The sequence below is a fragment of the Nocardia sp. NPDC004604 genome (genome assembly GCF_040609795.1).
Classification (GTDB): Bacteria; Actinomycetota; Actinomycetes; order Mycobacteriales; family Mycobacteriaceae; genus Nocardia.
In genome coordinates this window covers 1-24,547 of the sequence record NZ_JBEXLC010000133.1, presented here as the reverse complement: position 1 = coordinate 24,547, position 24,547 = coordinate 1, and the positions used below count along the sequence as shown (strand labels likewise).

At 67.8% G+C, this 24,547-nt stretch carries 3 protein-coding genes; all 3 read left to right on the top strand.

Translation table 11 applies throughout. The features are described from left to right. The first annotated feature begins 329 nt into the window (after positions 1 to 329). Positions 330 to 1,262, top strand: a complete 933-nt coding sequence (locus ABZW16_RS34100; protein WP_354960231.1) for a helix-turn-helix domain-containing protein — start codon at positions 330 to 332, stop codon at positions 1,260 to 1,262. Positions 1,263 to 3,284: 2,022 nt separating this feature from the next. Then, positions 3,285 to 19,931 (top strand): type I polyketide synthase, encoded by a 16,647-nt coding sequence (locus ABZW16_RS34095; protein ID WP_354960230.1) that lies wholly within the window; start codon positions 3,285 to 3,287, stop codon positions 19,929 to 19,931. Between the two features lie 9 nt (positions 19,932 to 19,940). Next, positions 19,941 to 24,547 (top strand): beta-ketoacyl synthase N-terminal-like domain-containing protein (locus ABZW16_RS34090; protein WP_354960229.1); only part of this gene is annotated, 4,607 nt, incomplete at its 3' end.

Genomic DNA, 24,547 nt, shown 5'->3' with positions numbered 1-24,547 from the left:
ACCCTTGCACCGCTGTCGAATCCCATTGCCCTAGTTCGTGGTCAGAGCAGTGGGCGGATGTGTCCAGAGTCAGATTCCAAGTAACTGATAGGCAGCCTTTGCACCTGCGGTACGTGCACCACGGCAGCGTTTCGTCTGCGCGCCGTCACGAAAGCTACTTCGCGTTTCCCAGGTCATCAAGTGTGCGCGAGTGGCTTTATGCCCTTTCACCTGTGATCATTCGCGAATCATTGCAATAGCGATGCCGAGAAACGCAATGACTCGTTGCAATGACCGGGAGGGTTAACGCACACTGAACCCGACCTCGATCCGGAAGGAACGAAACACCCATGCCCGGAGGCAGGCTGACCGAGCAGGACCGCAGGCATATCGCCTCCGGACTCGCGGCCGGACTCGATTACGCCGAGATCGCCCGGCGGATGGGCAGACCCACGTCGACCGTCACCCGCGAAGTCGCGCGCAACGGTGGACCGAGCGACTACCGGGCCGACCTTGCGCAGCGAGCCACTCGACGGCGAGCCCGCCGACGCATAGCGACTGCGCCGCAGCCACTTTCGGAGGCTGCATTCGGGCGTGACGACGAGACAGTGCGTGAATTCGCTGAACAGTTCGCGGCATTGATGGTCGATTCCGGCCTACCGCGGATGGCGGCCCGCGTGCTGGCGTTGCTGTTCACCACCGATTCGGGCGGTGCAACGGCGGCCGAACTCGCCCAACGGTTGCGGGTGAGTCCCGCGTCGATTTCCAAGGCCGTCGCCTACCTCGACGGGCTCAGGGTGATCCGCCGTGCCCGGGAGGGGCGGCGCGAACGCTACGTCGTCGACGAAGGCGTGTGGTTCGAGGCATGGTCCGACAGCGCCCGCACGACCAACCGGTGGGCGCAGGCCGCCGAGCGCGGAGCCGAAATCTTCGGCGCGACAACGCCGGTCGGTGTGCGACTCGAGCATATGGGCCTGTTCTTCGCCCGACTCGGACGCGATATCGCGGGTGGTCCCGTGGATACCGCGGCGGGCGAGCACGCGCTCACCGTCATCGCCGCGCTCGTGCACGCGGGCACGCCGCTCACCCCGGAGCGGCTTGCCGCCGCGCTGGATTGGCCCCTCGACCGGGTGACTTCGGCGCTGCACGACGCCGGGCGCCACCCCGACCTCGCGGACCCAGTCGCCGTGCGCGGCAACGAGGCCGGAGCCTACTATGTGGTCGCACGGACCGATCGCCTCACCACCGGCCAGCGCCGAAGCCTCGCCGGGAACACGGCGTAGACCGCGGTGACGAGGTCCTGGCGGCGACGGATCGGTCTGGGTGCCGTTCGCCGCTGACGCACCCGCTGTCCATGAGGCAATACCGGATGGGTGTGCGGTGGATCCGCAGCCACCAGGTCGGCGGCGATCTCGCGGTATCGCGCGGCGAATGAATCGGCCGGATTCCACACCAGGGCATAGTGGATTCGGGGCCGGTGGAGGTGTGGCGATGACGGCCCCGCACCGGAAGTACTGGCTATGAGAAAGCCGCGTTCAGCCGGATTCCTCGGCCTCACCAGTGCGCGAACACGTCGGCTGGGCCGGCGGATTCCGCCAAACCGGTGAGTCGCGCGGGCCGGTGGCCAGCGCGTCGGCGATTCCGAGTGGGGTTCGGCAGCGCGCGGCACACCATGTCGAGCGCAGCCTTGGCGGCTATGCGGATATTCCGGTCTCGTATGGCGGATGTTTCGATACATGCCACGCCATAGCCTCCGGTATACCGGTCGAAGCTCGATACACCACGGGCCGAAACCTCCACACGCACACTGAATCCCGCCAGAGCTTTGGGGCCGCATGATCACAACTCCGCCTACTGGTCCGAAACCGTCCCGCCATGAGAGGCCGCGGACCCTTCCGTGACGCCGTCTCGAGCCTGATCCGGCCCTCTCCCAGCGGAATCGTCCATCACCCCGCCTTGGCCGCCGAATACAATAAACGGTCGACAGCTCATCGGTGCACCCGCGCCCGATGTCCCCAGTTGGTTCGCGAAAGTCTATCAAATTCGTGCCGGGGCCAGAAATAGGTACTCGGAGCACCGTTCCGGCAACCATGCGAAGGATAGTGATGACGGTATGCTATCGATTCGCTGTGATAGCGAGATGGAATTGCCATTTTGGAATGACCGCAGATCTGTTTGATCATCTCACGGTTACAATTCCAAAGTATCGTGATGTTTGCGTTAATATCGCGTTCATCGGTGGCGGTCGTTCCCACCGCGACATCATATTCGACCCGGCAGGCACTGGATCTGGACGTTCATCCGTTCGCCGGAAACGGCTGCTTAGAATGCGTCGAAAGAGGGCGATGGATGCCGATTCGACAGATAATGCCTGGTAACAACGCCGCGTAGAGTGGATCGCTGTTCTGCCCAGTGACGAGTGATGCTTCGGCGTGCATTCATAGTACGACAATTGGCAGTGCAACCAGATTTGCATCCACGATGCTGATGCCTGGTGTGGGCGCGACGCTGTTTCCGGGTAGACGACGGCAGATCTTTCGGTCTGCCCAACGGCCGTCTTCCCGCCGAATATAGCCGATAGAAGAAGTGTCAACAAAAAGATCGCCCATCGGTTGCGAGAACCCGACAAGGCTGGCAGGCTACTGGCTGAGCGAGTTGCTCGGCGGCTACTCGAAGCAATTCGAGGGCCGGCCTAGCGAGAAGAGATGTCGAGTGAGTACTGATTTCAGTGTCGGGGCGGGGGATGTATGCCGCTGGTCGCGGGTGTCGAGTGTGCTGATACCGACGGTGTCGTCGCGGGCTTACCTTTCACCGCGGTAGCGGGAAGCGTTCGCATGGACTACGTTTCGGTAGCCATCGAGCACCGCGTGCCTGCTGAGACGCGCTTTCGAGCCGTCGTCCAGCACGAACTGTCGGAAGTAACAGAGCTCGCCACCGAAGGGCTTCGCGTATCGGGCACCGTCCGGTCTGCGGGAGTGAATCCTCGACACGAGAGTTCTCTGGACCCGACACGGTCGACTGGCTATCGATGGCCGAAAGTCTGCCGACACGCTGCGCGCCCGCGGTGGCCGAGCTGGCGAGACATTACGCAGCGAACTGGCTCTCGCTGGCCGACTCGTTGAGTCGCCGCGTCCGCACCGACCCCTGACCGAAACCTGACGGTAGCGCACTGCGCCCGTGTCGCCGCTCGCGACACCGGGCTCCTTCGTCAACCCCGAAATACCTGGATGTGACACGTGGACACAAGCACTGGCGATTCATCCGATCGCATGTTGGAGTACCTGAAAAAGGTCACTGTCGAGCTCATGACGACGCGCGACGATCTGACGCAGCTGCGGGAGAAGATCGACGAGCCGATTGCCATCGTGGGCATGAGCTGTCGCTACCCGGGCGGTATCGAATCGCCGGAACAGCTGTGGGATCTGGTCGCCTCGGGTGCGGATGCCGTCGGTGAGTTTCCGCTGGACCGGGGTTGGGATGTGGCAGGGCTGTTCGATCCCGACCCCGACCGGTTCGGGAAGGTTTACACGCGCGAGGGCGGCTTCCTGCGCGGTGTAGGGGATTTCGATGCCGGGTTCTTCGGTATCGGTCCGCGTGAGGCGTCGGCGATGGATCCGCAGCAGCGGTTGTTGCTGGAGGCGTCGTGGGAAGCGTTGGAGCACGCGGGAATCGACCCGGCGACACTGCGGGGCAGCGACACCGGCGTCATGGCCGGAGTGATGTACGCGGACTACGAGCACACGGCCAGAGCGGCGGGTCCGGTGGCCGAGGGCTACGCCGGTACTGGTTCGGCGGGCAGTGTGGTGTCTGGCCGGGTGTCGTACACGTTGGGTCTGGAAGGCCCTGCGGTGACAGTGGATACGGCGTGCTCGTCGTCGCTGGTCGCGATCCATCTGGCCTGTCAGGCGCTGCGGCGCGGGGAAACGTCGCTGGTGCTGGCGGGTGGGGTGACGGTGATGTCGACCCCGTTCCTGTTCATCGAGTTCTCCCGGCAGCGTGGGTTGTCGCGGGATGGGCGATGTAAGGCGTTTTCGGCGTCGGCCGACGGTGTGGGCTGGGCCGAGGGTGTCGGTGTGCTGGTGTTGGAGCGGCTCTCGGATGCGAAGCGGTTGGGACACAACGTGCTTGCCGTGATCCGGGGTTCAGCGGTGAACCAGGACGGCGCGTCGAATGGACTCTCGGCCCCGAACGGTCCGTCACAGGAGCGCGTGATCGCGGCCGCATTGCAGGCCGCGGGCTTGAGTCCGGCGGATGTGGACGCGGTCGAGGCGCACGGCACCGGTACGACGTTGGGTGATCCGATTGAAGCGCAGGCGTTGATCGCGGCGTATGGGCAGGGCCGTGCGGAGCCGTTGCGGATCGGTTCGTTGAAGTCGAATATCGGGCATTCGCAGGCGGCTGCGGGTGTGGGTGGGGTGATCAAGGTCGTGCAGGCGTTGCGGCATGAGATGTTGCCCAAGACGTTGCATGTGGATGCGCCCTCGCCGCATGTGGATTGGTCCGCGGGGTCGGTGCGGATCCTGGCTGAGGCGCAGCCGTGGCCTGCCTCGGTGGACCGGGTGCGGCGCGCGGGGGTGTCCTCGTTCGGTATCAGCGGCACCAACGCGCACATCATCGTCGAAGAAGCACCCGAAGCACCGGAACGCGCTGTGGCGCCGGTCCCGTCGGGTACGCCGCTGGTGGCGGCGGGCAAGCTGCCGCTGCTGGTATCGGCGAAATCCGAAGCGGGACTGCGTGCCCAGGCGGCTCGACTCCATGCCTGGATCTCCGCGCATCCGGAGGCGGAGCCGGTGGACGTGGCCCATGCGCTGTTGACCACTCGAGCCCGATTGGAGCACCGGGCGACGATCGTCGCCGCCGATCGAAACGCCATGCTGGCGGGGTTGGCCGAGGTGGCGGCTGGCTCGGCCTCGTCGAACGTGGCCGAGGGCACGCCGGTGCGGGGGAAGGTCGCCTTCTTGTTCACGGGGCAGGGTGCGCAGCGGGTGGGTATGGGGGCGGGGTTGTATGCGGCGTTCCCGGTTTTCGCTGCGGTGTTCGATGAGTTGTGTGTTGAGTTCGATCGGTTGCTGGGTGCGTCGTCGCCGGGTGTTTCGTTGCGCGAGGTTGTGTTCGGTGTCGGTGATGGTGAGTTGTTGCATCGCACGGAGTTCACCCAGCCCGCGTTGTTCGCGTTCGAGGTGGCGCTGTTCCGGTTGATCGAGTCGTTCGGTGTCGGTCCGGATGTGTTGATCGGGCATTCGATCGGTGAGCTGGTGGCGGCGTACGTAGCGGGGGTGTGGTCGCTCGAGGATGCGTGCGCGTTGGTGGTCGCGCGCGGTCGATTGATGGGTGCGTTGCCCGAAGGCGGCGCGATGCTCGCGGCAGCTGTGACCGAGGAGCGGGCCGCCGAACTCGTCGCGACATATGGGGATCGCCTGTCGGTCGCGGCGCTGAACGGTCCGGCCTCGGTCGTGCTGTCCGGCGATCTGGACGTCGTCGAGGCGGCGGAGCTCGAGTTGTCCGGCGCCGGCGTCAAGACCTCGCGGTTGCGGGTGAGCCATGCGTTCCATTCGGCACGGATGGATGCCATGCTGGCCGAATTCCGCACTGTCACCGCCGGGTTGACGTATCGGACACCCGAAATCGCGATGGTGTCGAACGTCTCCGGTGCCACCGCGGGCGCCGAGGTGACCGATCCGGAATATTGGGTCGCCCAGGTGCGCGGATGTGTGCGATTCGCGCCCGGCGTCGACACTCTCGTCGCCGACGGGGTGCGGCGGTTCGTCGAGGTCGGCCCGGACGCGGTGCTGGCGTCGCTGACACGTCAATGCCTGGCCCGGCACCCGGACGTCGAGGCGGATGCGCTGGTGGCCGCCGCGTCTCGGCGCTCGGTCGACGAGGTGATGCAGTACCTGACGATGTTGGCGCAAGCGCATACCGCCGGTATCCGCGTCGACTGGCGTGCATTGTTCGCGGGCCGTTCGCTGAGTCGAGTGTCCTTGCCCACGTATGCGTTTCAGCGTCAGCGGTACTGGTTGGAGCCGTTCGCCGGTGCTTCGTCGGCGGCGGGAGCGCCCGACCATCCGATCTTGACCGGTGTCGTGCCTCTGGCGGGCAAGGACGAATGGCTGTTCACCGCCAGCGTGTCGCTGCGGACGCAGCCATGGCTCGCCGATCACACGGTTTTCGGCTCGGTGCTGCTACCGGGCGCCGGATTCGTCGAACTCGCACTGAGCGCGGGTGCGCGGCTCGATGCCGGTTTCGTCGAGGAACTGCTGCTCGAAGGACCGCTGATGCTCGAGGGCGATACCGCCGTTGATATCCAGGTCGCCGTCGAACCTGCCGATGACGCGGGCCGACGCCGGTTCGTGATCTACTCGCGCGGCATCACTGAACCGGATGCCGCTGCGGCCGAATGGATTTCGCACGCCAGCGGGGTACTGGCCCCCGCTGCGTCTGCGGTGCCCACGTGGGTCGAGGCGGGACGGCACGGCTCGGCGGACGAATGGCCGCCCGCCGGGGCGGAACCGGAGCCGCACGACGGGCTCTACGCCCACCTGGCCGATCTGGGATTGGGCTACGGTCCCGCATTCCAGGGGGTCACCTCGGTCTGGCGCGACGGTGACGACCTCCTCGCCGAGGTCGTCGTCGGCGACGAATACGGAGCTTCCACTGCGTTGTTCGGGATTCACCCGGGACTGCTCGATGCCGCCTTCCACGCCGCCATCGCGGGGCTGGCGCAGGACATGCCGTCGGGGCGGTTGCCGCTGCCGTTCTCGTTCGCCGGAGTGCGGTTGTACCGCGCCGGTGCGACGGCGGTCCGGGTTCGACTGACTCGGTTGAGCGCCGGTCGGATCCGGGTCGCCGCGTTCGACGAAACGGGTGAGCCGGTATTGAGCCTCGAATCGCTCACCGCCCGTCCCGTCGATGCCAAGGCGTTGAACAGCGGGGCCGGCCGGCGTGCGTCGCTGTCGGACATCGAGTGGGTGCCGGTGTCGACCGGAACTATCGCGGCGACGTCGGTGGCGGTTCTCGGCACCGAACACGTTGCGGGCGTGGCTCATTCGTATGACGGGCTCGCCGAACTGCTCGAAGCCGATCAGACTCCGGAGATCGTCGTATGGTCACCGGCCGGGGACGCCGATGCCGATACCGCAACGCGCACTCGTGCGTGGGTGCGCGCGGCATTGGAGTTCTTGCAGAGCTGGCAGGCGCAGGAACGGTTGCACGATTCCCGGCTGGTGGTGCTCACGCGCGGTGCTGTCGGCGTATCGGGCGAGGCGCCGGATCCGGCCGCAGCGGCGGTGCGGGGCCTGGTGCGCAGTGCGCAGTTCGAGCACCCGGAGCGGTTCGTGCTCCTCGATGTGCGCGCCGACGTCGATCCGACCGCTGATCTGATCGCCGCGGCCGTGCGCTCGGATGAACCGCAGCTCGCCGCCCGCGATGGCGGTTTACTGGCGCCGCGGTTGCGGCGGCAGTCCGGCTCGGCCGCAACCGTCGAGGACGCATTCGGTACCGGTGCGGTGCTGATCACCGGTGGCACCGGTGGTTTGGGCGCGCTGGTGGCGCGCCATATCGTCGAAACACACGGTGTGCGGCGGTTGGTCTTGGTGTCGCGGCGCGGTGAGCGTGCCGACGGCGCAATGGATTTAGTGTCGGAGTTGACCGCTGCCGGTGCGCAGGTGCGGGTCGCGGCATGTGATGTCGGCGACCGTGCGTCCTTGGCGGCGCTGCTGACCGAGTTGTCCGGCGAATTCGCGCCGAGCGCGGTGATCCATTCGGCCGGCGTGCTCGACGACGGCACCATCGAGACCCTGTCCGCCGAACAGGTGGACCGAGTACTCACCGCCAAGGCCGACGCCGCCTGGCACCTGCACGAGCTGACCAGCGAGCAGGATCTGTCGGCGTTCGTGCTGTTCTCCTCGATCGCCGGGGTGATCGGTTCGCCAGGCCAGGGCAACTACGCGGCGGCCAACGCGTTCCTGGACGCGCTGGCAGCGGATCGGCGGGCCGCGGGGCTGCCCGCCGTGTCGATCGCGTGGGGCTCCTGGAACCAGGCCGGCGGGATGACCATCGGTCTCGGCAGCGCGGCGATGGCGCGGTTGAGTCAGCTGGGCGCGCGTCCGTTGGCGACGGCGGACGGTTTGGCACTGTTCGATCGCGCGCTCGCGGCGAGCGCATCGACGGTGGTCGGCGCCGAATTCGATACCGAGACATTGGCGGCGCAGGCCCGCGACGGATCGCTGCCCCGGATGTTGCACTCGATCGTCTCGGTGCCCGTGCGGCGCACCGCGGACGCGAGCGGCACGTTGGCGCTGCGGCTGGCCGCCGCCCCCGCGCAGGAACGCGAGACGATCGTGCTCGACGTGGTGCGCGAGCAGGTCGCCGGAGTACTCGGGCATATCTCGGGTGAGGCGATCGATCCCGCCGCGCCGTTCAACGAGATCGGCTTCGATTCGCTGGCGGGGGTGGAGTTTCGCAACCGCCTCGCCAAGGCCACCGGGGTGGCGTTGCCCTCGACGCTGGTATTCGATTACCCCACGGCCGCGGCCGTGGCGTCGTTCGTGCGATCGCGCGTCGGTGACGTGGACGTCGATGCGAACCGCGTTGCCAAACGCCCCGCACGCCGGATCCGTACCGACGAGCCGATCGCGATCGTGGGGATGAGCTGTCGCTACCCGGGGGGCATCGAATCACCGGAACAGCTATGGGACGTGGTCGCATCCGGAGCCGACGCGATCGGCGAATTCCCGACCGATCGCGGGTGGGATCTCGACCGGTTGTTCCATCCCGATCCCGACCATTCGGGCACGTCTTACCTGCGCCACGGCGGATTCATCTCCGGTGTCGGGGATTTCGATGCCGGGTTCTTCGGTATCGGTCCGCGTGAGGCGTCGGCGATGGATCCGCAGCAGCGGTTGTTGTTGGAGGCGTCGTGGGAAGCGTTGGAGGACGCGGGAATCGATCCGTTCGCCCTGCGCGGCAGTGATACCGGCGTCTTCGTCGGCGTCTCATATCAGGACTACGAGCAGATCGCCAAGGCGGCGGGTCCGGTGGCCGAGGGGTACGTGGGTACTGGTTCGGCGGGCAGTGTGGTGTCGGGCCGGGTGTCGTACACGTTGGGTCTGGAAGGCCCTGCGGTGACGGTGGATACGGCATGTTCGTCGTCGCTGGTCGCGATCCATCTGGCGTGTCAGGCGCTGCGTCAGGGCGAGAGCTCCCTCGCCTTCGCCAGCGGCGTTCAACTGATGGCGACGCCGTTCATGTTCATGGAATTTTCCCGGCAGCGTGGGTTGTCGCGGGATGGGCGGTGTAAGGCGTTCTCGGCGTCGGCCGACGGTGTGGGCTGGGCCGAGGGTGTCGGTGTGCTGGTGTTGGAGCGGCTCTCGGATGCGAAGCGGTTGGGACACAACGTGCTTGCCGTGATCCGGGGTTCAGCGGTGAACCAGGACGGCGCGTCGAATGGACTCTCGGCCCCGAACGGTCCGTCACAGGAGCGCGTGATCGCGGCCGCATTGCAGGCCGCGGGCTTGAGTCCGGCGGATGTGGACGCGGTCGAGGCGCACGGCACCGGTACGACGTTGGGTGATCCGATTGAAGCGCAGGCGTTGATCGCGGCGTATGGGCAGGGCCGTGCGGAGCCGTTGCGGATCGGTTCGTTGAAGTCGAATATCGGGCATTCGCAGGCGGCTGCGGGTGTGGGTGGGGTGATCAAGGTCGTGCAGGCGTTGCGGCATGAGATGTTGCCCAAGACGTTGCATGTGGATGCGCCCTCGCCGCATGTGGATTGGTCCGCGGGGTCGGTGCGGATCCTGGCTGAGGCGCAGCCGTGGCCTGCCTCGGTGGACCGGGTGCGGCGCGCGGGGGTGTCCTCGTTCGGTATCAGCGGCACCAACGCGCACATCATCGTCGAAGAAGCACCCGAAGCACCGGAACGCGCTGTGGCGCCGGTCCCGTCGGGTACGCCGCTGGTGGCGGCGGGCAAGCTGCCGCTGCTGGTATCGGCGAAATCCGAAGCGGGACTGCGTGCCCAGGCGGCTCGACTCCATGCCTGGATCTCCGCGCATCCGGAGGCGGAGCCGGTGGACGTGGCCCATGCGCTGTTGACCACTCGAGCCCGATTGGAGCACCGGGCGACGATCGTCGCCGCCGATCGAAACGCCATGCTGGCGGGGTTGGCCGAGGTGGCGGCTGGCTCGGCCTCGTCGAACGTGGCCGAGGGCACGCCGGTGCGGGGGAAGGTCGCCTTCTTGTTCACGGGGCAGGGTGCGCAGCGGGTGGGTATGGGGGCGGGGTTGTATGCGGCGTTCCCGGTTTTCGCTGCGGTGTTCGATGAGTTGTGTGTTGAGTTCGATCGGTTGCTGGGTGCGTCGTCGCCGGGTGTTTCGTTGCGCGAGGTTGTGTTCGGTGTCGGTGATGGTGAGTTGTTGCATCGCACGGAGTTCACCCAGCCCGCGTTGTTCGCGTTCGAGGTGGCGCTGTTCCGGTTGATCGAGTCGTTCGGTGTCGGTCCGGATGTGTTGATCGGGCATTCGATCGGTGAGCTGGTGGCGGCGTACGTAGCGGGGGTGTGGTCGCTCGAGGATGCGTGCGCGTTGGTGGTCGCGCGCGGTCGGTTGATGGGTGCGTTGCCCGAAGGCGGCGCGATGCTGGCCGTGGCGACCACGGAAGAGCGGGTGGCCGAGACCATCGCGCCGTTGGGCGAGAAGGTATCGATCGCGGCGGTGAACGCGCCGTCCTCGATCGTGGTCTCCGGCACCGAGGCGGCCATCACGGAATTGGTGGCGACATTCGCCGCGGCACAGATCAAGATGTCGCGGTTGCAGGTCAGCCACGCCTTCCATTCCGCGTTGATGGACCCGATGCTGCCAGACCTCGAAGCGGTCACCGTCGGGCTCACCTACCGCACCGCGCTGCTACCGGTCGTGTCCAATGTCTTCGGCGTCGTCGCGGGCGAGGCGCATGCCGAACCGATCTACTGGGTCGGCCACGTGCGCGACACGGTCCGTTTCGCCGAGGGCGTACATACCCTGGTGGACGCGGGTGTTCGCCGATTCCTCGAAGTGGGCCCCGACGCCGTGCTGACGGCGATGACCGGTCAGTGCCTGCCTGCCGACATCGAAGCCAAGTCGCTGGTGGCCGCGTCGGGCCGGCGCGGCGCCGACGAGGTGACGCAGGTGCTGACCTTCCTCGCGCACGCCGACAACGCGGGCATCGACGTCGACTGGTCGCCGCTGTTCGCCGACCGGTACCCGGCGCGAGTGTCCTTGCCGACGTATGCGTTTCAGCACCAGCGTTACTGGCTCCAACCGAATCACGCGGTGGTGTCGGGCAATTCGGACCACCCGATTCTGACGGATGCGGTCCCGGTGGCGGGCAAGGACGAATGGCTCTTCACCGGAAAGCTGTCCGACGCGGCGCACCAGTGGGTCGCCGATCACCAGGTCTTCGGGACCGCGGTGGTCCCGGCGACGACGTATCTGGAATTGGCATCCACCATCGGGGTCCGGCTCGGCGTCGGACTCGTCGAGGAGATCTCCCTGGATATTCCGCTGGCGCTCGGTGCGGACCCGGTCGATCTCCAGATCGCGGTCGGCGCGGCCGAGCCGGACGGGCGCAGGCATTTCACGATCTTCTCCCGGACCGAGCGCACCGATGCGGTCGACGCGTGGGTGCCGCATGCCCGTGGCGTACTCGCCGCCGCAGACGCCGCGGACACACCGCCGATCTGGGATGAATTCGACTGGCCGCCAGCGGGTTCCGAGCAGCTCGACGAGCAGGAGCTGTACCGGCGGATCGCCGATCTCGGTCTCGAATACGGTCCGGCATTCCTCGGAGTGCGCGCGATGTGGCGGCGCGGCGACGAGGTATTCGCGGAGGTGTCGCTGGACGAGACCGCGGCCGGGCAGGTGGCCGGGTTCGGTATTCACCCGGCGTTGTTCGACGCGTGCCTGCATCCCGCGCTCGACTTCGTGATGGACGACATTCCCGAGGGCAGGTTGCCGTTGCCGGTGTCGTTCGCCGGTGTGCGGATGGCGCGGACGGGTTCAGGACCGGTTCGCGTGCGCGCCGAGCGTTCGGGCGGCTATCGGATTCGTCTGGATGTGGTCGATATAACGGGCGAACCGGTGCTGAGCGCGGATTCCCTTGTGGTGCACCCGGTCGAACGCCGCACCGTGGCACGCGTGCGCGCCGGTGGCGCACTGCCCGTGCTCTATGGCGTGGAGTGGGCGTCCGTGCCGCCGGTGTCGTCGACGCCGGTGTCGTCGATGGTGGTACTCGGTGACCAGATCGTGGCGGGGATCGACGATCACGTCGCGGGCGTTGGTGAACTCGCCGCCGCCGATATTGTTGCCGACGCGGCTGTCTGGCTGGTCGACGCCGCCGAATTCGGCGGCGCGGATGCCGCGCAGGTGGGTCGCCGATCGGTGAAGGCGGCCATCGAGCTGTTGCGCTCGTGGCTGTCGGACGCGCGGCTCGCCGAGACCAGGCTGATTGTGGTGACGCGCAACGCCATTGGCCTGCCGGACGAGTCATCCGATCCGGTGGCCGCGGCCGTGGCCGGATTGGTGCGCAGCGCCCAGGCCGAACATCCCGGCCGAATGGTGCTGCTCGACCGCGATGGCGAGATCGACGCCGAGGTGGTGTCGGCCGTGCTGGCGACGGGTGAACCCCAGGTGGCGGTGCGATCCGGTCGCTTGTCGATGCCGCGGTTGCGGCGCGAGCCCGCATCGGATGCGGCAGCGATGTCGTTCGGCGCGGGGACGGTCCTGGTGACCGGTGGTACCAGCGGGTTGGGCGCGCTCGTGGCGCGGCACCTGGTCGCCGAACACGGCGTGCGTCGGCTGCTGCTGGTCTCGCGGCGAGGTCGCGATGCCGAGGGGGTGGCGGAACTGGTCGCGGAGATCTCCGCGCTGGGTGCCGAGGTGGACGTGGCGGCCTGCGATATCTCCGATCGCGCCGCCCTCGAGGCGGTGCTGGCCGCGATCCCCGCGGAGTTCCCGCTCTCCGGCGTCGTCCATTCGGCGGGCGTCGTGGACGACGGAACCATCGAGACATTGACCGGCGAGCAGGTGGATCGCGTGTTCGCTCCGAAGGTGGACGGGACGTGGCTGCTGCACGACCTGACGCGCGCCGCGGAGTTGTCCGCGTTCGTGGTGTTCTCCTCGGTCGCAGGAGTCGCGGGTTCGCCTGGGCAGGGCAACTACGCGGCGGCGAACGCCTTCGCGGACGCGATCGTCCGGCTCCGACGTCAGCGGGGCCTGCCCGGTGTGGCGGTGGCCTGGGGGCCGTGGCACGCGGGCAGCGGTATGACCGGCGAACTCGGTGCGGCCGGACTGGCGCGGTTGCGGCGGTTGGGTTTTCGCGCCATCGCCGATACCGAGGGCCTCGCGATGTTCGACGCGGCGCTCGTCGTCGACTCCGGCGTGGTAGTCGGCGCACAGTTCGATACGACCGGATTGGCGGAGCAGGCCGAGGCCGGTGCACTGCCGAAGATCTTGAGTCCCTTGGTCTCCGCGTCCGGGTCCGCCCGCGGACAGACCGGTACGCCGGTGGGCAGGCTGGCCTCGGCGTCGGCTGCCGAACGTGACGAGGTGGCCCTGGCGATAGTCCGGGAACAGGCGGCGGCCGTGCTCGGTCACGCCTCCGATGCCGCGATCGATGTGGCGCTTCCGTTCACCGAGCTCGGCTTCGACTCACTGGCCGGGGTGGAGTTCCGCAACCGACTCGCCAAGGCCACGGGTTTGGCACTGCCATCCACCCTGGTCTTCGATTACCCCTCCGCGCATGCCGTTGCGACGTTCATCGTATCCAAATTGGATGATGCGGCCAGTACCGAACGCCGACCGAAGCGCAGCGCCCGCCGAGCGCGGACGGACGAGCCGATCGCCATCGTCGGGATGAGCTGCCGCTACCCCGGTGGTGTCGCATCGCCGGATCAGCTGTGGGAACTGGTGGCCTCGGGCACGGACGCGATCACGCCCTTCCCATCCGACCGTGGCTGGGATCTCGAGCGCCTGTTCGACCCGGACCCGGACAAGCCGGGCACCACCTATGTCCGCGAAGGCGGATTCCTCACCGACGTAAGCGCTTTCGATGCCGGCTTCTTCGGCATCAGCCCGCGTGAGGCCACGGCCATGGACCCACAGCAGCGGCTCTCCCTGGAGGCCGCCTGGGAGGCGTTGGAAGACGCGGGGATCGACCCGGTGGCATTGCACGGCGGCGACACCGGAGTGTTCGTCGGCGCCACCCCGTCCGGCTACGTCGAGCGGGTGGTCGGTGAACACGAGGGTTTCCGGATGACCGGCAACTCGGACAGCGTGATTTCCGGCCGGATCGCCTACGTGTTCGGTCTGCAGGGACCGGCCATGACGGTCGATACGGCGTGCTCATCGTCACTGGTGGCGCTGCACCTGGCCTGTCAGGCCCTGCGCAATGGCGAAACGTCGATGGCTCTGGCCGTCGGCGTCACCATCTCGGGCAGTCCGGAACTCTACGTCGACTTCGCACGTCAGCGTGGTCTTTCCCCCGATGGGCGATGCAAGTCGTTCTCCGCCGACGCCGACGGGGTCGGTTGGTCCGAGGGTGTGGGTGTCCTGGTCGTCGAGCGTCTTTCCGACGCACGGCAAGCGGGCCACAACGTTCTTGCCGTGATCCGGGGTTCCGCGGTGAATCAGGACGGCGCCTCGAACGGTCTGACCGCGCCGAACGGTCCGTCACAGGAGCGGGTGATCGCGGCGGCCCTGGCGGCGGCCGGGTTGGCGCCCGCCGATATCGATGCCGTGGAAGCGCACGGGACCGGTACGCCGCTGGGCGATCCGATCGAGGCACAGGCGTTGATCGCGGCGTACGGCCAGGATCGAGCCGAGCCGCTGCGGATCGGCTCGCTGAAATCGAATATCGGGCACGCGGTCGCCGCATCGGGTGTCGGTGGCGTGATCAAGATCGTGCAGGCGTTGCGGCACGAGATATTGCCGAAGACTTTGCATTTGGGTACGCCCTCGCCGCATGTGGACTGGTCCGCGGGCGCGGTGCGGCTGCTGGCCGAGGCGGAGCCGTGGCGCGCGGGGGAGCGGGTGCGGCGTGCGGGCGTCTCGTCCTTCGGTATCAGCGGCACCAATGCGCACGTGATCGTCGAGGAAGCGCCCGCGCTCACCCGGCACGAGGGCGTGTCGTCCGGCGAGCCGGTATCCCCGGCCGCCGAGGTGGCGGCATGGCTGGTTTCGGCGAGATCCGAGGCCGGTCTGCGGGCCCAGGCGGACCGGCTGCGGACGTGGCTGCTCGACCACCCGCATGCCGACGCGCTGAGCGTGGCGCAGTCGTTGATCAATACGCGTGCGCAGTTGGAATGGCGCGGCGTCGCCGTCGGCCGGGACCGCGAGCAACTGCTCTCCGGATTGGCGGACCTCTCGTCCGGTTCGGCGTCGGCGTCAGTCGGATCCGGTAGACCTGTCGGGGGTCGGACGGCATTCGTGTTCACCGGTCAGGGGGCACAACGGATCGGTATGGGGTCGGAGCTGTATCAGGCGTTCCCGGTATTCGCCTCCGCCTTGGACGAAGTGTGCGCCGAGTTCGACCCTCTCGTGGGCGGATCGTTGCGGGAGGTGATGTTCGCTGATCCGGAAGGCGTGCTGGATCGGACGGAGTGGACGCAGCCCGCGTTGTTCGCGTTCGAGGTGGCGTTGTTCCGGTTGGTGGAATCGTTCGGTGTGACACCGGATGTGCTGATCGGGCATTCGATCGGCGAGTTGGTTGCGGCGTATGTGGCCGGGGTGTGGTCGCTGCGGGATGCGTGCGCGTTGGTGGCGGCGCGTGGTCGATTGATGGGTGCGTTACCCCAGGGCGGCGCGATGCTCGCGGTCGCGGTGTCCGAAGCGGAGGCGGCACGGGTACTCGCGGACTACGGCGATCGGGTGTCGCTCGCGGCGATCAACGGCCCCGACGCGGTGGTGGTCTCCGGTGCCGCCGACGCCGTCGATGACGTCGAGCGGGTGTTCTCCAGCGCCGGTCGCACAACGACACGATTGCGTGTGAGTCACGCGTTCCATTCGGCACTGATGGAACCCATGCTGGCCGAATTCCGTTCCGTCGCCAAGGAAGTGACCTACCGGCAGCCGTTTCTGACGATCGTGTCGAATGTGACCGGCGCGATGGGCGAGGCATTCACCGACCCCAGCTACTGGGTCGAGCAGGTACGCGCCGCGGTCCGGTTCGCCCCCGGGATCCGGTTGCTCGCCGACAGCGGCGTACGGCGCTTCCTCGAGATCGGCCCCGACGCTGTGCTGACGGCCATGACCCGTCAGTGTCTGGACGACGATGCCGATACTTCGGCCGGCTGGCTGGTGTGCGCGGCCAGTCGTCGCGGAGCCGATGAAGTGGTCCGGCTGGTGACCTTCCTGGCTCAGGTGCACACCGCGGGGACGGATGTCGACTGGCGGTCGCTGTTCGGCGGGCGTGCGACGCGACGAATCACCTTGCCCACCTATGCGTTCCAACATCAACGCTATTGGCTGGCCGCTGCCGCCGACACCGGGGATGTCCGCAGCTCCGGTCTGGACGCCGTGGCGCATCCGCTGTTGAGTGCGGCGGTATGGCTGCCGGACTCCGAAGGGGTGGTGCTGAGCGGACGGCTGTCGTTGTCCAGCCACCCCTGGCTGGCCGATCACGTGATCGGTGGCACGGTGCTGCTGCCGGGCACCGGATTCGTCGAACTGGCATTGCACGTCGGTGCCATGGTGGGCAGCCCGCGCTTGGCCGAACTCATCGTCACGGCACCGCTGATGGTGCCGCCGAACGGTGCGGTCGAATTGCGGGTCATGGCAACCGGGCCGGATCCCACCGGCGCGCGGGTTGTGTCGGTGTACTCGCGTCCACAACGAAATGGCGCGCCGGAATCGGCCGAATGGGTTAGTCATGCGACCGGATCCCTGGTCGCTCAACCGGTTTCGGCTCCATCCGATTCGGTGCTGGCGAACTGGCCGCCAGCCGGAGCACAGCCGGTGGATATCGGCGACTTCTATCCCGATCTGGTCGAGCGCGGCTACGGGCACGGACCGTTGTTCCAAGGACTCACCGCGCTGTGGCGCGGCGACGGTGAGGTTTTCGCCGAGGTGAACCTGCCGGAGCAGTCGTCGGCCGGCGGGTTCGGAGTGCATCCCGCGCTGCTGGACGCGGCATTGCACGCGATTCGCTTCACCGGATTGACCGCGGAGGGCGCCGATGGCGAAATCGTCGTGCCCTATTCGTGGGAGAACGTGGATCTGCGTGCCGTCGGCGCCGGGTCGGTCCGGGTCCGGCTGCGCGCGGCCGATCCGGATTCGAGTGAGTCGGAGAATCAGCGAATCGCGGTGACGCTCAGCGATTCCCATGGTGGGCCGGTGCTCGAGGTCGCGGCATTGACCATGCGCCCGATTCCGATCGCCGCGCTGGACGCGGCAGGCGCCGTCGCGGCGGGTCGCGGCGGGTACCAGCTGCGATGGGTCACGGTACCCGCCGCACCGGCCGGTGCCGACGAGCTATGGGCATTTACCGACGACGGCGAAACGGTCGCCGTCGCGGGAAGTTCGGTTGCCGTGATCCGGCTGTCGGAAGCGATCGCGGATGTCGACCTGCCCGAATCCGTGCACGGTCGGCTCGCCGAGGTAACGTCGCGCGTCGGCGCCCTGCTGATGCGGTACGAGCGGATTGTCGTGGTCACCCATGGCGCGGTCGCCGTGCATGCCGACGAGCCGGTGGATCTCGCCGCCGCAGCCGTATGGGGTCTGCTGCGCAGCGGGCAGCACGAGAACCCGGGGCGCATCGCGATCGTGGACGTGGACCGCTGGGTGGATTACCGCATCGGCGTCGCCGCGGTGCTGGCCGACACCGACGAATCGCAAGTGGCGCTGCGTGCGGGCATTTCGTATGTGCCGCGATTGAGTCGCGGCAGCACCGACACAGCGGCTGCGATCGTCTCGACGCCTCGGTCCGACGGCACGGTGTTGATCACCGGCGGCACCGGTGGATTGGCCGCCGTGGCCGCTCGGCACCTGATCGCCGAATGCGGTGTGCGCAGGCTTGTGCTGGCGGGTAGGCGCGGTCCGGCCGCGCCGGGCGCCGCCGACCTGGTGGCCGAATTGACTGTGCTCGGCGCACGGGTGGACGTGGTCGCCTGCGATGTCGCCGACCGGGCGGCGCTGGACGAACTGTTGTCGACCATCGCGCCGGAACATCCGTTGACCGGCGTCGTCCACGCGGCGGGCGTGCTGGCCGACGGTCTGCTCGCCGATCTGACCCCGCAGCGGCTGGCGACGGTGCTGCGACCCAAGGTCGACGCGGCCTGGCATCTGCACGAGGCGACCAAGGATCTGGATCTGTCGATGTTCGTGCTCTACTCCTCGTTCGCAGGAACGATCGGCAGCCCGGGCCAGGCCAACTATGCGGCGGCGAACGCGTTCCTCGACGCGCTGGCCCGGCGGCGGCACCGCGACGGCCTGCCCGCCACGTCCATCGCGTGGGGACCGTGGCGCGGCGCCGACGGTATGACCAGCACCCTCTCGGCCGCCGACTTCGCCAGAATGCGCCGAGAGGGCCTCGTTCCGGTCGACGACCGGTACGGCATGGCGTTGCTCGACGCGGGCATGGCCGCCGGTGTCCCGGCGATCGTCGGTGTGCGATTCGACCTGCCTGCCCTCGCTGCACAGGCGGCCTCGGGCGCGCTGCCCAGAACGCTCAGCTCGCTCGTCACCGCGGCGCCACGCCGCGCCGAAAGCGGGGAGTCGCTGGCACAGCGGCTGGCCGCGACCCCGGAATCCGAACGTGTCGACGTGGTGCTCGCCGTCGTCCGGGAGCACGTCGCCGCGAGTCTCGGACACGGGTCAGGGGACATGATCGATCCGACGGCTCCGTTCACCGAGCTGGGCTTCGATTCGCTTGCGGGCGTAGAGTTCCGCAACCGGCTGACCAAGGCCACCGGGTTGCCGTTGCCGTCCACCCTCGTCTTCGATCACCCCACCGCGCGCGGACTGGCCGAGTATCTCGATTCCCGGATGACCGAAATCCTGGACACCGCCATCGAGGCGTCCGCCACGACGGTTCGCCCTGCGGCTCCGGCGTCCCGAACGCCCGGCACGCGCGGCGGGCTCACCGATCTGGTACTGGCCGCGCACCGGCGCGGGCGGGTCGGTGCGGCGTTGCCGATGTTGCGCGAGAGCGCCATGCTCGTCGAAACCTTCGCGACCGCTGCCGAATTGCCCGTCCGGCCGACGCCGATACCGCTGAGCAGGGGCACATCCGGCCCGGCGATCATCTGTGTCCCGTCGTTCGTGGTCGGCACCGGCCCGCACCAATTCGGCGGACTGGCGCGCGAATTGGGCGCCGACCACACCGTCGCGGCGCTGCGTCTGCCGGGTACCCGGCCCGGGGAGTTGCTGCCCGCGTCCTGGGACGCGTTGCTGGACAGCCTGGCCACGACCGTCGCGGACATCGGTGCTGCCCGGCCGATCGTGCTCGTCGGCTATTCGGCGGGTGGTGCGATCGCGCACGCGCTGGCGCATCGGCTGGAAAACGACGGCCGCCCGGCCGCGGCGGTGATATTGCTCGACACCTATTCGCCCGCCGATCCAGAGCAGAGTCGCGAGGTGCTTGTCAGCGCGATCGGCGCGGTGCTCGAGCTCGATAGCGAGATCACCGAGATCAGCGATCACGGCCTGATCGCGATGGCGAAATACGCGCAGATATTCGACGAACGGCAACCGTTGCCGATCGCCGCGCCGACGTTCGATCTGCGGGCCGCGACCCCATTGCCAGGGTTGGATCTCGCCGAACCGGTGGCCGCGTGGCTGCATACCTGCGAGACGGTCGAGATCGACGCGGATCATTTCTCGATCATCGGCGCGGCCTCGGTCGCGGCGGCGGTCGAGATACGGCGCTGGCTCGCCGCGCGAACGAGTGCCAAATCGCCATCCCTGGCATCGAATACGGCGAGATAGAGGAATCCAATGTTCGAACCTTCCCAAGAGATCGCCATTGTCGGAATGGCGTGCCGGATGCCGGGCGCTGCCGATATCGAGCAGTTCTGGCGGTTGCTGCGCGACGGCCGTGACGCCGTCGGCTCCGCTCCGGCGGACCGGCCCGGTATCGAGGAGACGGCCGGTTTCCTGCCTACCGCAACGGAATTCGACGCCGACTTCTTCGGTGTGCCGCCCAATGAGGCACGTTCGATCGATCCGCAGCAGTTGCTCGGGCTCGAGTTGAGCTGGGAGGCGTTGGAGGACGCGGCTTATCGCGACCGTGCTGGTGCGCGGGCGGGTGTCTTCCTGGGCAGCGCGGGCACCGATTTCGCCGAAATGCTTGCCGCACAGGGGAAAGCGGGTATCGGCAGGCATTCGCTATGGGCCGTGGGGCGAGGTGTCGCCGCCAATCGCATCTCCAATTACTACGGCTTCACCGGTCCGAGCCTGGTGGTCGACAGCGGGCAGTCGTCATCGCTGGTCGCTGTGCATCTGGCGTGCGAATCGCTGCGCATCGGTGCGTGCGAGGTGGCGCTCGCGGGTGGACTGAATCTCATCCTCTCGCCATTGAGCGGTGAGCGCTACGAACAGTTCGGCGCGCATTCACCGTCGGGTAAGTGTCATACCTTTGACGAGACTGCCGATGGCACGGTGCGCGGTGAGGGCGGTGGCATCGTCGTGCTCAAAACACTGGCGCGGGCCATCGCCGACGGGGACCGGATCTACGCGGTGATCCGCGGCAGTGCGGTCAACAACGGCAATGCGCGCCAAGTGTTGAGCGCGCCGAGCGTCGCGGCGCAGACGGCGGTGATCCGGGCCGCGCTCGCGGCGGCGGCGGTGGAGCCGGCGACGGTGAGCTACGTCGAGTTGCACGGCACCGGTACGCCCGCCGGTGATCCGGTGGAGGCGGCCGCGCTCGGCGAGACCTATGGTGGCGGCCGGCGCGCGGGTGAGTCGCTCGCGGTCGGTTCGGTGAAGACCAATATCGGGCATCTCGAAGCTGCGGCGGGTATCGCCGGGCTCATCAAGACCGCGCTGTCGCTGTGGCATCGAGAGTTGGTGCCCAGCCTGAACTTTCGCCGAGCGAATCCGCGTATTCCGCTGGACGCGTTGGGCCTGCGGGTACAGACCGTCGCGCAGGACTGGCCTGTCGCGCCCGAACCGGGCAGTGCGTCGAATACCGCACTGAGCGAGGGCGCGGCTTCAGCCGATGCGAGCGCCGCCGATGCGTCAGTGCGCCGCGCCGCCGTGTCGTCGTTCGGCATGGGTGGAACGAACGCGCACGTGATTCTGGAAGAAGCGCCCGTCGTGGCCGCCGATGCGGACGTGGACGGCTCGATTCCCATGGCGTGGCTGTTGTCCGGCCGAAGCCCGGAGGCACTGCGCGACCAGGCTTCTCGGTTGCGGGAGTGGTTGAGCGTCCATCCCGAAGCCGGTGCCGCGGAGGTGGCGTACTCGCTGGCCACTGCTCGCACACCGTTGGAGTGGCGGGGCGCTGTGGTCGGGCACGACGTAACAACGTTGGCCGGCGGCTTGTCGGCGCTGATCGATCCGACCCCGGCATCGGCCGAGGCCGAGCCCTACGCGGTGACCGCTCGTTGCGCATCCCGCCGGGTCGTCTTCGTCTTTCCTGGGCAGGGGAGTCAATGGGTGGGGATGGGCGCGGAGTTGTTGTCCGCGGATGGGGTGTTCGCGGAGTCCATCGCGGACTGTGCGGCGGCGCTCGCGCCGTGGGTGGACTGGTCGTTGACCGAGGTGTTGCGCGGGACGCCGGGAGCCGCGTCGCTGGATCGCGTCGACGTGGTGCAGCCGGTGCTGTTCGCGATGCTGGTGTCGCTGGCACGGATGTGGCGTGCGGCCGGCGTGGAACCCGCTGCGGTGGTGGGTCATTCGCAGGGCGAGATCGCGGCGGCGGTGGTGGCGGGCGGACTGTCGCTGGCCGACGGCGCGCGGGTCGTCGCGGTACGGTCGCGGGCGGTTGCCGACGCGCTGGCGGGATCGGGCGGCATGGCGTCGGTCGGTGCCACCGCGGAAGCCGTCACGCACCGCTTGGCCGAGTTCGGCGATCGATTGTCGATTGCGGCGGTGAATGCACCGGGACAGACGGTCGTATCGGGCGAGTCGGCCGCGTTGGACGATTTTCTCGCCGCGTGTGCGGCCGACGGGCTGTGGGCCAAGCGGATTCCGGTCGATTACGCGTCGCATTCGGCGGCGGTCGAGCGCATTCGGGATCGAGTACTGGCCGAATTGGCGCCGATCGAGCCGAAAACCGGTTCCATTCCGTTCTTTTCGACGGTGACCGCGCGATTCGAGGACACAGCCGGGCTGGATGCCGGGTACTGGTATCGAGGACTGCGGGAACCGGTGCGGTTCGCCGAGGCCATCGAGGCGCTGCTGCGCTCGGAGATGAACGCCTTCGTCGAGACGAGCCCGCATCCGGTGGTCGCCACTGCGGTCGATTTGACCGCTGATTCGATCGGCATGGCCGATCAGGTGGTCGCCATCGGGACCCTGCGGCGTGGCAATGGCGGTCCGGCACAGTTCGCGGCCGCACTGGCCCGCGCCCACTGCGTGGGCATCGAGGTGGCATCGGAGCTGTTGGCTCCGAAGGCTTCTCGGGTCGAGCTCCCGACATACGCGTTCCAGCGCAGGCAGTGCTGGACGCCGATGGCCGGGACAGGTATGGGACCGGGCGATGTGAGCCGGGCCGGACTGATCACCGCCGACCACCCGGTGATCGGCGCCGCGGTCCCGATGGCCGACGGTGACGATTGGCTGTTCACCGGCCGCCTCGCGCTCGACACCCACCCCTGGCTCGCCGACCACGTCGTCTTCGGGACACCGGCGGTGCCCGCGAGCGTTTGGCTCGACGTCGCAGTGAGCGTCGGCGCGCGTGTCGGCGCCGGTGCGGTACCAGAACTGCGCCTCGCCACGCCGCTGACATCGCCGGTCGCGGCGTGGCATGTTCAGGTGCGGGTGGCGGCCCCCGACGATCGAGGACGGCGGAGCTTCACGATCTATGCCCGCCCCGACAGCCCGGTGTTTCCTACCGATCGTCCGTCGGACGGCGCGGTCTCCGAAGGCGGCCGAGAATGGCGGCAGTTCGCGACAGGTGTGCTTGCCCCGCAACCGGATCCGGCGCATCCTGCGGTGGATGCCGAATGGCCGCCGGCGGCAACCGAATCCGTGGCCGTCGATGAACTCTACGACCGGCTGGCCGAGCGTGGCTCGGATTACGGTGTTGCGTTCCAAGGGGTGACGGCCGCTTGGCGGCGTGGCCATGACGTGTTCGCCGAGGTATCGCTCGACGAGTCCGTTCGTGATCGTGGCGCCCGTTACGGCGTTCACCCGGCACTGCTGGACGCGATGCTGCACACCGCCGCCGACCAGCTCAGCGATGTGGTCGCACTCCGCATGCCGTTGTCTTTCAACGATATTCGACTGCATCGCGCGGGTGCCGAAGCGGTACGGGTCCGCGTCGACCAGGTGGACGCGGACAGCGTCCGGGTCACGGCGGTGGCCGAGGACGGCGCGCCGGTCCTGACCATCGAGCGACTGGTGCTGACGTCGGTCGAACCGCCGGCGTCCGCCGTCGCGGATGCGCCGCTGCGCGGCGCTTCTCCGGCACGCAGGCGGCACGCGATCGTGTCGGGCCCACTGGCGCCGCGGCTGCTCGCCGCGCCCGAATATCAACGAGACGCACTGGTTTTCGCGGTCGTGGCCGAACAGGCCGCGGCGGTGCTCGGCCATGATTCGTCCGAGGCCGTACATCCGGACCTGCCGTTCACCGCCATCGGATTCGATTCGCTGAGCGGCCAGCAACTGCGCCATCAACTGGTTCGTGCCACCGGCGTCGAGCTGCCGATGACGCTGATCTTCGACTATCCGACACCGACCGCGGTGGCCCGGCTCGTCCGCTCGCGGCTCGAAGGCGTCGACCTCCACGCGCGGCGGGTCACCCGCCGCACCCGCTCCGACGAGCCGATCGCGATCGTCGGCATCGGCTGCCGCTTCCCGGGTGGCGTCGGATCGCTCGACGACCTGTGGGAGCTTGTCGCGGCGGAACGGGATGTGATCACCCCCTTCCCCTCCGACCGCGGCTGGGATCTGGAGCGGCTGTTCGATCCGGATCCGAGCAAGCCGGGCACCGTCTACACCCGAGAAGGAGGATTCCTGGCCGAACCGGGCGCCTTCGACGCGGGATTCTTCGGCATCGGGCCGCGTGAGGCGGCCGCGATGGATCCACAGCAGCGGTTGATGCTGGAGGTGTCCTGGGAGGCCCTCGAGGATGCCGGTATCGACCCGGTCTCGCTGCGCGGAACCGATACCGGGGTGTTCGTCGGCGCGAGCTCATCCGGTTACTCCCGTGGCGTGACCGGCGAGTACGAGGGCTTCCGCCTGACCGGGACCGCGCAGAGCGTGATATCCGGCCGTGTCGCTTACCTTTTCGGTTTGGAGGGTCCTGCGGTCACGGTCGATACCGCGTGTTCGTCGTCGCTGTATAGTGAATTAAATAGAGCAAGTCAAAACAATGAAAATCAAGCTACAGATAAATTTAATGACACTTTAAAAGCAATTGAAGATAAATATGCTTA